Origin of the sequence: Kineothrix alysoides, from assembly GCF_000732725.1 — a bacterium.
GTDB classification, from domain to species: Bacteria; Bacillota; Clostridia; order Lachnospirales; family Lachnospiraceae; genus Kineothrix; species Kineothrix alysoides.
Genome location: NZ_JPNB01000002.1, coordinates 892,349 through 905,332, shown reverse-complemented (window position 1 = coordinate 905,332; position 12,984 = coordinate 892,349). Strand labels below are relative to the sequence as shown.

The 12,984-nt window shown below is 38.4% G+C and carries 10 protein-coding genes; all 10 read left to right on the top strand.

Annotated elements, in window-relative coordinates; genetic code table 11:
* Positions 1-202: 202 nt before the first annotated feature.
* The 10 genes from CC90_RS0115060 (at position 203) to CC90_RS0115005 (ending at position 12,931) form a co-directional block, all read left to right on the top strand.
* On the top strand, positions 203-1,300 hold the full coding sequence (locus tag CC90_RS0115060) for a substrate-binding domain-containing protein (RefSeq protein WP_031391580.1): 1,098 nt from the start codon (positions 203-205) through the stop codon (positions 1,298-1,300).
* Between the two features lie 108 nt (positions 1,301-1,408).
* Positions 1,409-2,932 (top strand): sugar ABC transporter ATP-binding protein, encoded by a 1,524-nt coding sequence (locus CC90_RS0115055; RefSeq protein WP_031391579.1) that lies wholly within the window; start codon positions 1,409-1,411, stop codon positions 2,930-2,932.
* Positions 2,932-3,933 carry an ABC transporter permease gene (locus CC90_RS0115050; RefSeq protein WP_031391578.1) on the top strand — a complete coding sequence of 334 codons (1,002 nt, stop codon included), beginning with the start codon at positions 2,932-2,934 and terminating at the stop codon, positions 3,931-3,933. Before CC90_RS0115055 ends, CC90_RS0115050 begins: the two co-directional genes overlap by 1 nt.
* A gap of 7 nt (positions 3,934-3,940) precedes the next feature.
* Positions 3,941-4,957 carry an ABC transporter permease gene (locus tag CC90_RS0115045; RefSeq protein WP_242843318.1) on the top strand — a complete coding sequence of 339 codons (1,017 nt, stop codon included), beginning with the start codon at positions 3,941-3,943 and terminating at the stop codon, positions 4,955-4,957.
* A 58-nt stretch (positions 4,958-5,015) separates the two neighbouring features.
* Complete coding sequence (gene hxlB / locus CC90_RS0115040; RefSeq protein ID WP_031391576.1) at positions 5,016-5,588, top strand: 6-phospho-3-hexuloisomerase; 573 nt, start codon at positions 5,016-5,018, stop codon at positions 5,586-5,588.
* Positions 5,589-5,782: 194 nt separating this feature from the next.
* The gene (locus tag CC90_RS0115035; RefSeq protein ID WP_031391575.1) at positions 5,783-6,388 is read left to right on the top strand and encodes a nucleoside recognition protein; all 606 of its coding nucleotides are present in this window, start codon (positions 5,783-5,785) and stop codon (positions 6,386-6,388) included.
* A gap of 973 nt (positions 6,389-7,361) precedes the next feature.
* Complete coding sequence (locus CC90_RS23265) at positions 7,362-8,987, top strand: NUDIX domain-containing protein (RefSeq protein ID WP_051869637.1); 1,626 nt, start codon at positions 7,362-7,364, stop codon at positions 8,985-8,987.
* Positions 8,950-9,777 carry a radical SAM protein gene (locus CC90_RS0115020; protein ID WP_031391574.1) on the top strand — a complete coding sequence of 276 codons (828 nt, stop codon included), beginning with the start codon at positions 8,950-8,952 and terminating at the stop codon, positions 9,775-9,777. Before CC90_RS23265 ends, CC90_RS0115020 begins: the two co-directional genes overlap by 38 nt.
* Positions 9,778-10,375: 598 nt before the next feature.
* The gene (locus CC90_RS0115010; protein WP_031391573.1) at positions 10,376-12,193 is read left to right on the top strand and encodes a sensor histidine kinase; all 1,818 of its coding nucleotides are present in this window, start codon (positions 10,376-10,378) and stop codon (positions 12,191-12,193) included.
* A 3-nt stretch (positions 12,194-12,196) separates the two neighbouring features.
* Positions 12,197-12,931, top strand: a complete 735-nt coding sequence (locus CC90_RS0115005; protein WP_031391572.1) for a response regulator transcription factor — start codon at positions 12,197-12,199, stop codon at positions 12,929-12,931.
* The last annotated feature ends 53 nt before the right edge of the window (positions 12,932-12,984 follow it).

The window sequence follows — 12,984 nt, the reverse complement described above, 5'->3', positions numbered from 1 at the left end:
TCCTCTCACTAGATATAATACGTTATAATACGCAGTATGGACAGATTATAATCTATCCTATTTCTTATTACAAGGTTATTTCCAAAGATGAAAAAACAGGTCGGAAATTTGAAAAACGACAACGGATAATTGGATAGGAAAAACAGAAGAATTCCATATAATATACTTATAAAGCAAAGCTTACAACAAGGAGGAAAATGAAATGAAAAAGATGATGGCAATGCTCATGTGCATGACAATGTTCGCATCTATGTTAGCAGGATGCGGAAGCAGTAACCAACCGGCAGCTGCAGACAGTGCAGCCACAGATAATGCGGCGGCGGAGACAGAGGCCGAAACCGAAGATACAACAGAAGCATCGGCAGAGGCAGTGGATAAATCAGCAGATCCGGCAGACTACAAAGTTGTTATGGTAGTAAAACAAAGTGATTCCTGGTTTGATGACATGGTAACAGGTGTTGAGCAGCTCCAAAAGGATACGGGACTCAACGTATCGGTTCAGGTACCTGAGACAGGTGATGCTGCCAGCCAGATTGCTATTATGGAAGATTTAATAGCTCAAGGAGTAGATGCGATATGTGTTGTACCCAATGATCCGGAGGCCTTGGTACCGACGATTGAAAAAGCGAGAGAAGCCGGAATCGTAGTAGTAACTCATGAAGCACCGGGTACGGCAGACAAAGTAGATCTGGATGTAGAAGCTTTTATTAATGAAGAATTCGGACAGTTATTCGGTAAAAGTTTGGCAGAGGCCATGGGTGGTAAGGGAAAATATGCCGGATTTGTCGGCGGCCTTACGATGGAAACACATATGGCATGGTATAAAGCGGCAGTAGAATACATTGAAGCAAATTATCCGGATATGGAATGTGTTACGGAGGAACCCTATGAAGATGGAAACAGTGTAGAGGGAGCTCATGATAAGACCCTTGAAATTTTAAAGGCTTATCCGGATATTAACGGATTCTTCGATTGTTCTGCACAGGGCGGCGGAATATGTGAAGCATTGCTGGAAAAAGATAAAGCGACGACAATTCCTGTTGTTTCTCTGGCACTGCCTTCTATGTCCTCGACTTATTTAAAGGATGGCTCCATGGCGCATGGATTAGCGTGGAGACCGGCAGATGCAGGATACGCAACCTGCTATGCGGCTTATCTGTTAGCTTCCGGTCAGGGAGTAGAGACAGGAACAGACTTAAAGATTACAGGCTATGAAAGTGTTAACGTTGAGAACAATATTGCTTATGGCTTTGCACCGTTAGAATTTACTGCAGAGAATGTAGATGATTATAATTTCTAAACACACCATATGACAGGTTGCTATCACATGATAAGGTAGAAATGGAGAACGGCGTGGTAACCGTTCTCCATTTTTTTGTAAAAGAAAAGAAGAGATGGAGGTAAAAGAATGGAACAAATACTGTGCGTGAAAAATCTAAGCAAATCCTTTATCGGCGTAAAAGCGCTCAAAGAAATAAACCTATCCATAAACAAAGGAGAGATTCACTGTCTTGCGGGCGAAAACGGATGCGGAAAATCGACGCTGGTAAAAAATATTTCAGGAGTTCATACCCCGGATGAAGGAGAAATTATATTAAATGGAAACGTTTACCATAGCCTGACTCCTTATCAGGCAATGAAGGAAGGGGTACAGGTTATTTATCAGGATTTATCCTTGTTTCAACATATGACCGTTGCTGAAAACATAGCGATAAGCAAGCTAAGCTTTGAGAAGAAAAAGATCGTAAACTGGAAAGAAATAAAGAAAATTGCAAAAGAACAATTGGATAGGATCGGTGTATCGATTGATATGGATCAGACAGTCGGAGAGCTTTCTATGGCGAACAGACAGTTGACAGCGATCTGCAGGGCGCTGGCACAGGATGCCAAAATCCTCTTTATGGATGAGCCGACCACGGCATTAACGAAAAAGGAAGTAGAAAGACTGCTGAAAATTATTGTTGAGCTGAAGAAAAAAGGATTGGCAATTGTATTCATTAGCCATAAACTGGATGAAATATTTTCGGTAGCGGATACGATCACGATTTTTAGGAACGGAGAAAAGATCGGTGATTTTAACAGTAAGGACCTGGACGAAAAGAGTCTGTCACATTATATGACGGGACGCGAGGTAGAATATCCGAGATATCATAGGAAGTGCAAAGATAATCAGCCGATTATGGAAATTGAACATTTAACACGTAAGGACCAATATGAAGATATTAACATCTCAATAAGAAAAGGAGATATTATCGGACTTACCGGTTTGTTAGGTTCCGGCAGGACTGAGCTGGCTATGTCGTTATTCGGACTGAACAAAACCCAAAGTGGTTGTATTAAGGTGGAGGGAAAAGAGGTCAAGATCAATTCTCCGATGAAAGCGAAGGAATTCGGCATTGCATTGCTTCCGGAAGACCGTTTCCATCAAGGATTGTTTATCGAAAGAAAAATTAAGGAAAATGTGTCTTCCGCCCTGGTAAATGCCTTATCGAACAGGGGAATCCTGAACAGAAAAAAAGAAGAAAAGTTAGCGGAGGAATGTGTAAAGGAATTAAAGGTCAGAACTCCTTCTATCGACACTATAATAGGAACACTTTCCGGAGGAAATCAGCAGAAAGTGGTAATCGGAAAATGGATTGCGACCAAGCCGAAGGTATTCATTATGGATACGCCTACCGTAGGTATTGATATCGGTTCGAAAGCAGAAATTTATGAACAGATACATAAGTTTGCCGATGACGGCATGGCGATTATTTTTATTTCCGATGAGATTCAGGAGCTCATGGCAAATTGCAATAAAATTGTTGTACTGGCGGAAGGAAAATGTGTTGTGACATTGAACGAAGATGATTTGAACCAAGAGGATGCAGCACAGAAGATAAGCAATCTGATCAGCAGCGGAGAAAATACGGAAATAAAGGAGGCAATGTAATGAAGATCAAAAAAGTGGATCAATTTCAGAAAATACTTCTCTTAATTATTATTATATACAGTATATTGGTCAGTATTAAAAATCCGGCGTTTCTTCATTTTGAAACGATATTTGACATTATAAGAACTTCTTCCACAACAATGATTGTTGCCATCGGTTTGTTGGTAGTGATGATATCCGGAGGAATCGATGTTTCCTTTATGGCAATTGCACTGTTTGGCAGTTATACGACGATTAATGTCATGATTGCATTGGGAATTGATAATTTGGGAATTGCTTTTCTTTTTTCAGGAATGATCGGAATAGGGTTGGGCTTGATAAACGCTCTTTTGATTAACTGGCTGAAGCTGCCGCCTTTTATTATTACATTAGGTACACAAAATTTATACCATGGGGTTATGACGACTTTTATCAGCGATAAATCATTTGGTGCCGGAGTCTTGCCGGAGTGCTTGCATGAATTCGGACAAGGAACCATATTTAAGATCGTAACAGAGGATGGAGCGGTAGGATTGACAATATCTCTTGTTCCTGTTTTGTTAATAGGAATTGCAACATGGCTGATTCTCTATAAGACGATGATAGGAAGAGGTATCGTTGCTATTGGAAATGATGAGGAGTCTGCAAGGAGAGCAGGATTTAATCCTTTTAAAATCCGATTGTTTGTATATGCGTATTCGGGCTTCTTAGCAGGCATTATGGGCATTATCTATGTAGCGCAGATCAATGCGTTATATCCGAATAAGCTGGTTGGCAATGAGCTTATGGTCGTAGCGGCGGTGGTAATTGGAGGAACTAAGATAACGGGCGGACAGGGTAAAATATTCGGCACAATTTTGGGAGTTACCATTATTTATCTTTTAAACTCTACGCTAATATTGATTGGTTTGTCTTCCTCATGGAACAATCTGTTTGTAGGAGCGATATTAGTAGTTTCCGTTGCGATAACTTCCTATCAGGAAAGAATCAAGAACAGAAGCCATTTGATATTTACGGAATAGGAGGCATATGATGAAAAAAATAAGAGAATATATGAATCGTGATTTGAACTTGAGTATTTTAGTGACATTGACATTTGCAATATTTATTACGCTTCGGATAATTATCGGCCCGTCGTTGCTATCGCTGAACAATATCCAGTCCATGCTGTTTCAAGTGCCGGAATTCGGCTTTTTAGCATTGGCCATGATGTTATCGAATATGGTGGGTGGTATTGACTTGTCTATTATAGCGAATGCCAATACCGTAGCAATTTTTACGGCTTATGTGTTAAACGGGCAATTATCGTTTGGAACCGACGGAGCGGCAAGAATCATTTTAGCACTTATCTTCGCGATAGTATGCAGCCTTTTATTCGGGTCGTTCAACGGGATATTGATATCGAAAACCTCTGCACCGCCGCTGATAGCAACGCTGGGAACGATGACTTTATTTCAGGGTATAGGAATGGCAGTAACCGGCGGCGCGAGCGTTGGCGATTTAATACCGGAATTTTCTATGATAGCAAAAGCTAAATTGTTAGAGCTTCCTGTTATTTTCTGGATATTCCTTGGAGCTGCGGTTATCGTGGGATTGGTGCTTACCTATACATCCTTTGGCAGGAATTTTTATCTATACGGAGGAAATCCGGTAGCGGCCAGATTCAGTGGAATTCATAATGAAAAAATGTGTATCAGCACCTTCTTATTGACGGGACTGCTTGCCGGTATTGCCGGTATTATTATATTGAGCCGCGTAAATTCAGCGAAAGTGGGATATGGGGATTCTTATTTATTGCAGACCATGATTGTGTGCGTAGTAGGAGGAATTGATCCGAACGGCGGAAAAGGAAAGGTTCAGGGAGTTGTAATTGCTATTTTGTTGATGCAGGTGATGTCCAGTGCATTTACGATCATGTCTTTATCGCCGTATACAAAGAAATTAATTTGGGGAATTATGTTAGTCTGCGTACTCGGATTGAACCACATTATCGGTAATTACAGTGAATATAAAAAACTTAAGATGAGTATGAAGGCGAAAGCATGATAAATATTAAATGTAATATACAATATATTTTGTGCGAACAGAGAAAGGAGAAAAATACATGGACACGGCAGTACGATATGAAGAATTAAGCAAAGCCATATTAGAAGAGCATAGGCTGGCATTTGAAAAGCAGGACTTGAAGGAAGCAGTTGATTTGATGAATGCAATTGAAAGGGCAAACCGCATTTTTGTAATGGGAGTAGGACGGGAAGGCATAGCCAGCAGGGCTTTCGCAATGCGATTAATGCATCTGGGCAAAGAAGTACATTGGATATGGGATGATACAACGCCAGGAATGACGAAAGGTGATTTATTTATAGCGACTAACGGCTCAGGTAAAATAGGACATATCCATTATGTTGTGGAACAAGCGAAAAAAACGGGAGCAGAAATTGCAGTGGTAACGGGCTCTCCGAATGAAATAACTCCACGTTTGGCAGATTATGTCCTTTTTGTTCCCGCGAGCGTATTTAACGGAACGGACGACAGGGCAGTTCCTTCCATTCAGCCGATGGGTAATCTTTTTGAACAACATTTATTTATGCTGTTCGATATTATTGTTATGCTATTGGAAGAAAAGCTTCAGATTTCCCATGAAGATATGGAAGACAGACATAGAAATGTAGAATAAAATATGGCAAGAAAATGAGCTGACGCATTATACTAGTGCGCAGCTCTTTTTTTGTTCCATAGGAGTAACGTGCTAAATTAAGGAATTCAGAACGAAACAAGAACGTGCATAAAGAAGCGGATATATAATCTTTGCCGGAATATATGAATGGGAACGCGAATATAGTTTAGTCAAACAAATAGATGGTGATTCATATGTTAAATTATATTTGGGCGATTATGATTATTATAGGGGTCATTTACGGAGCGCTTACAGGAAATATAAAGGCTGTGAGCAACGCAGCCTTAAACTCCGCAGGCGAGGCGGTGTCGTTATGTATTACGATGATGGGCGTTATGTCCTTGTGGGTCGGTCTGATGCAGATTGCTCAAACCTCCGGGCTGATTCGGAAAATGACCGATGGTATTCAGCCGTTCATGTCATTTATGTTTCCGCGCATACCTAAGGAACATGCGGCGAGGGAATATATATCCACCAATATTATTGCAAATATATTAGGGCTTGGCTGGGCCTGCACTCCGGCAGGGCTCAAGGCTATGGAAGCATTAGCGCAGCTGGAAAGAGAGAGGGGGAACCCGGAATATACCGGAGATAAAAAAATACGGACGGCCAGCAAAGAAATGTGTACCTTTCTCATATTGAATATTTCTTCCCTGCAATTGATACCGGTCAACATGATTGTATACAGAAGCCAATATGGAAGTGCAAACCCCACCGCAGTAATTGCGCCGGCGCTTGTGGCTACTTGCTTAAGCACGGTGGCGGCGGTAATTTATTGTAAGGTTATGGATAAAAAATAAGTGTGCTGCAATGGCGTTCCACTGGCTAAAATGGTAGTGTTAAGAATTATACGCAAAAAGATTATATTTAACTGTTTAAATATAGTAAAATTTGTAAAAATATGATATTATATTACAAATATAAAAGGGGAATTTCATAATGAAAAGTTTTCTAGTTTTTTATCAGAACTCCATATAACGTTATCCATATGTGATAGCGCATCCGAAGAAACCCCCCAGCTAAAAAACGGATATCTGTTTGAGTAATTTTGTCGGGCGACTACTATGTTTAATGAAAGTTTCAGTAGCTTTTAATAACAATGACAAAGTTGCAGCACTGTAATATCTGCCTAATCAACATCAAAAGATGAGTTAACGATTATAATCAAGCAATTCTTAATAGTGCAAAAAAGGAGTTAGTTTCTGTATTGCACATAGCGTTTCGAGAAAGTACAGTTGCAGAGCCTATTTGACAACGAGGTGATTGAATACAATAAAATGAATTAAGTAATAGTGGATTGCATAATTGTTTTAATAGAATGAGGTTGTAAAAATGTAATCTATGATAGATATTATAGCAATAATGGGAAGCTACTCTATGTTCTGATTATGGCTATAATGCGAAGACTAGTTGATAAGATTGTAGATAACTAAAAAGTTTGACCAAAAATGTTGTCGGAGATTGAAATTATATGTGGCTGTTGAAAAACGAAGAATATTTTGAAGGGATTGCATTTCCTGACAAAAATTGTTGAAATACCTGCTAAATAATAATCTATATATTTGTGCTACATCTAATAAGAATATATTATACATTCTGAACCGACGAATTTGTTCACATGATGAAAGCAAGATATTTGCCATATTTTAAAGAATTGATATTACAATGAATATGGCTTCATATTGCTCCTTGGATAGAATAACTGTTATCATTTATGCAATTGTTGGTAACTTTCTACATAATGAATATTGTTAAATTAAAGGAGATTTAGTCATGCTAAAAATAATGCTTTGTGGAGCATCTGATGTAAGCGCTATTGAAATACCTTTCAATGATGTTGTGGAAGGCTTTGCTGGTGAACCTATGTGGTATCAATCTGGAACCATCTTATATTGGAACTCAACAAAATCTTCTTGGATAAAAAATTCAACTGATTCAGTTCAACATGCAGATATTTGTGTTTTTGTTATTATGGAAGAGATTGGTCGCATAACTTGGGACGATGAATTGGAAGCTGCTTTGCTGAGCGAAAAACCATTTTTGCTTTTGTGTTTGAGTACTACGTATCAAAAATATCGTACATTAAGGAAGTATACAAACATAGAGGCGATAAATGATTCAGAAATGCAGCAGTCTGTAAAGTTACTTTCTTCACTTGAAAGTAGGCAATTAACTATAATCTCATTTGATATTTCGTGTTTTCACTCTGTGCTAAAGCAACAGTTAGCAAAAATCTTCATACATTGCCTTAAAAACCTCTCTTTATCTCACAATAGTTGCACATCGAATCATTTTCAGGCTCTTGGATTAGAAAACTATTTTACTTCGGCAAACCCAGAAGAAAGGCAATTGGATAAAAGAGAAGCACTCGAAAGTAGCAATTCTATTAAATTGTTAGCTCGTAGTGGAAGTTCTTTTATAGGTAGTATTGGTGGGCGGTTTAGGGATATATTAACAAGGAAAGTTAGACAGCAAGGTACAACAATTCAAGTCTTGTTAGTCAATCCTTGGTCGTATTACGCTGTTCTCACTGCATTTAGCGAAGATGAAAATAATAAAAACTACACATCATTGATTGCAGGGACAATGTCAGCTGAAGATATCATTTCTGCCTATATTAAATCAAAATGGTATTCGATAAAATTGCAAGATGCGTTATCAAGTTACGAACAACTTGTCTTAAAATACCCGGATTTACTTGTGAGGTTTATAGACTTTGAAATAACTGCGTCTGTGCTTTTAACAGATACAAAGTGTTACTACGAACCATATTCTAACTTTATGCAAGACACACGTTACGCAAAGAATATGTCAACATTTGAGATTGCTGTTTCCACTAATACTGCATTTTATGAAAAAGCTATCGCTAATTTTGATATGCTTTGGAATTTTTCTACTGCATATGATTCATGGAAGGAAAATGAAGAAGCACATCGAAATAGGCTTCTGGAGTTGTTGAATGCTAGAGAGACTCACCAACCGCGTCGATATGTAGGAGTGCATGCAATCATTCAGGCATCAGGGACTATTCTCGTGTTGAAACGCTCAAAAGACAATCTTTATCAGCCCGAACTGTGGGATTTCCCAGGAGGAGGTATTGAAAGTGGGGAGACAATTGAAGAAGCCTTGCTTAGAGAAGTGAGAGAGGAAACCCAATTAGAGATAGAAGTAAGGCGAGTTTTATCAGTATACTCAAATAATGATCAATTACCTTTTAGACAAACAACACAAATTGTTTTTATGGCAAAGACAAATAATTTGGACGTAGTATTGAATTCAAAAGAGCATAGTGACTATAATTGGATGCACCCTTCCCAACTCCAAAATTATACATTGATGCCGTATATGCAGGAGGCTATTGATGTTTACTTGTCACAAAATCAGCAGGATATCGTTTAATTTTAGGGGATCCTGTAATTCCACTTGCCCTTTTTGCTATATACCTTTTGTCGATGCAAATAATGGCGATATTGTAATATGGAAAAAAGTTGTCGATGCAATATTAACCTTCCAACCCGATGTGATAACAATTGGAGGCGGAGAGCCTTTTTGCAACGAGGGATTTACTGAGCTTCTCAAATACATAAGCCAAAAAGGCTGTGCAATTCATGTTGATAGTAATGCTTCACATTTATCATATGAAGCATATTCAGCAATTGACAAATATATTGACATAATTGCCTTACCATTAGATGGTATTGGGGTAGTACATGATAAGTTTAGAAATTGGCAGGGGCATTATGAATTAGTCTTACAAAAAATCGGGGAACTTAGCAAGCTTAATGTAAAAGTTAGAATAAATACTATAGTTCATAAACATAATTATCACCAGCTCATAGAAATAGCCAAACTTATTAGATTTCAAAATATAGCACAATGGCAGTTGTATGAATACTGGTTCTTTCCTGAAGTAAATGTTCCACCCACACGTTTTGACAATAAAGAAATCAACAAACTTTTACCTCTATTAAGTAAAGAATCACAAAAAACCGTTGAATATTCACCTGTTTCACAGCGCGAAAAAACATACTTTTTTGTTTCATCTATTGGAAAAATGTATGGAATTGTAAACGGAAACAAATATATCGAGTATGGAGATATTTGGGATGAGTCTGCACTAGATAATGCCATAAAAAATACTAATTTTACAGAAAACGAATTGAGAGCTCAAAAAAAAATATTGTTATAATACATTGAACAAGAATGCGAATGATCGTAATTTTTGCAAGGAAGATTCGACACACACATTTTATGTGGGATATATCTTAAGATATTGTCCTTCGTGTTATCCATATTTGGAGTGCCCTTTATAAGGGGCCAAACTTTCTATATATGTTTAGAATTAGATTTTTGGGAGAATATAGTAGTAAGATAAATGCAAAAATAATAAAAAAATACAACAAAAAAGGAAGTAAACGTAGGAATATGTACACTGCTTCTTTGTTTTTAAAAGCAATATAGTAATAAATATTATAAACTAATTTAGCAAAGTGGTACAATATTGTCTACCCAATATGCCTCCGGAGCATACGAAGAGTATGTTTTGGAGGCTGATTTTTTACAGAGGCAGATAGCGCAGGAAGTATTACCTGACTCAGGTAGTCCTGCTAAAGCGGTTTGGAAACCGGAGTTTGGAATATGGGGATAAGATTTCCTTCCACAACATTCCAGTTGCGAATAAGACTTTTTGAATTTACAAATATCACAAAAGGTAATAATTTAGTGTATAATAACATCATTGACAAACAACCGCTAAAAATTGCAAAATTCGAGGTAAACACAGCAGCATGAAAGAATACATAGAAGGTTTTTTTGGAAGGAAATCTAGCATACAAAGGAAGGTTATCATCGTATATCTGCTTATGGCAGTGCTCCCCATCATCATCATAACCTTTTCGGCAAGCATCATATACTACAACAGTATTTTAAAAGGCGCCTACAGCCTTGTGGAGCAGAATACAGGACAGCATGGGGTCGTAGTTCAGGAAAGAATGGATGCCTTGAAGGGTGTGATGTATGAACTCCTCATCAACAACGAATGCATAAAGCTGGCTGACAGCATTAATAAAGGAGATGAAGAGACTCTTTTAGTAGATGGAGCAGCCATGGAGACCCTGCTTCGAAGGAGCGTTTACACCTACCAAAGCATCCGAAGTGCCGCTTTCATAGCAGATAACGGACAGTACGTGACTTATTCGAAATGGTATGGCAGCATGAATGAGAGCATTTGGTCGGATCCGGAGCAAAGAGAAGAAATTTACGACAAAATCAATAAAGAGCAGAAACTATCATTTATAGCCTCCGTTAATTTAAGCAATACGGAAGGAAGAGATGATTATGTTATAATGATGGGATATCCGGTAAAGCATCTCAAGACAAAAGAGCAAAAAGGTGTATTGGTTATGGCGCTGGATAATGATGTACTTTTGTTTGATGAAGGTGACGAGAATCAAAGAAACGGGAAAGAGGAAAGCGGAATTACCACGGTAATATTAAATGATGAGGACAGGATCATAGCAGGGGTTCCCAATGCCTACTTAAATAAGAATTATAACGCTTACCTGGACGATGAATTCGGCAATATCAAAAGAATATCGGAAAACAGAAAAAAGATAGAGGGAACCGATTGGACAATTGTAAACATTATTGATACTGCCGTATACAGAAGAGATATTTATCATCTGGTAAGCGTGGTCTTTATTCTCATGATAACGGTTACCTGTTTCTTCTTTCTGATCGTGTTTTTTACATCCAGAAAATATATAGGAACTATCCAGAAGATAGCACAGGGTATCCATGATTATGAAGGAATAGGCGAAGATAAGATTAATGTGGATGTGAATGAAAAAGATGAGCTGTATGTAATTGTCAGACAGTTCAATAAGATGACGGAAAGGGTTAATTCCCTTGTAGAAATGCTCCGTCAGAGAAATGAGGAAATTAAGGCGGCGGCAATCAGCCAAAAGCATGCGGAGATAAAGGCCCTCGAAGCTCAGATTAATCCCCATTTTCTTTTTAATACGTTAGATTCCATTAACTGGAGAGCCATCGAACATGATGAGGAGGAAATCAGCGATATGCTGGGAACCTTAGGGAGCCTTTTGAGATACAGCGTTTCCAACATCGATATGGAAGTGGTTCTGGAGGCGGAGATCAGCTGGTTGAAAAAGTATATATTTCTCCAAAGAGACCGTTTTCATAATTCCTTTGACTGCAGCTATGATATTACAGAGGAAGCAATGGAATTTCCCATTTATAAAATGCTTTTGCAGCCGATCATTGAAAATACGATATTGCACGCTTTTGAAGAGGTAAAGGAAGGCGGAATGATCTATGTTAAAGCTTTTGTGCGCCCGGATAAAAAACTCGAAATTCGTATTAAGGACAATGGCTGCGGTATGGATAACGAGGTGATTGCGGAGATTAAGCAAGAAATAGAGGAAAAAGGACCTCTTAACAGCAAGCGCATAGGAATCAGTAATGTCATTCACAGGCTTAGGATATATTATCAGGAAGAAGCGGAGATTATTGTTAACAGTAAGCTTAGTGAAGGCAGCGAATTTATTCTGATCATACCGAACAGACAAAAAGAAAGGAAGAGATAGGTGATGAAAACGATTGTTATCGTAGAAGATGAATTCAGAATCAGACAGGGCCTCGGAAGCCTTATTAATAAAGTAGATATGGGATGTAAGGTAATTGGAGAAGCTGAGAACGGATATGAGGGTCTCAAGATGATTCAGGATTTGGAGCCCGATATTGTGATTACTGATATTCAGATGCCTAAGATTGACGGTCTGCAAATGATCGAAAAGGCAAAAGAAATGGGCGCTGCTTGTACGTTTGTAATACTGAGCGGTTATGCCGATTTCGAATATGCGAGAAGGGGAATGCGTCTTGGCGTAAAAGAGTATCTGTTAAAGCCGGCTACGATATCCAGCGTCAAGGAATTACTGCTTAAGCTGGCAGGAAACGGGGAAGAAGCCTATCGTCCGGGAGAGGAAGAATATTCGGAGATGGTGAAGGAAATGATTGCGATTATGGAGAAGAGTTACGGCATGCGTCTGGGCCTGGATACTTTTGCCGAGAAATTCAGGCTGACACCTGAATATATAAGTAATCTATTTGCCAAAGAAACAAAAATGACATTTTCCAACTATCTAAAAAAAGTCCGGATAGAAAAAGCTAAGGAGCTTATTTTATCTACGGATATGAAAATTTATGAAGTGGCATGCAGTGTGGGATATTCGGATCAGAAATATTTTTCCAAAGTATTTAAAGAATATACGGGGGTTTCGGCCAAGCAGTTTGCAATAGATGTACAGAAAAACACAAGAAAATAGAAGGGTTTTATACACTTTTTTTAAAATATTGGAATTTTTTGTTTGTACTCTAG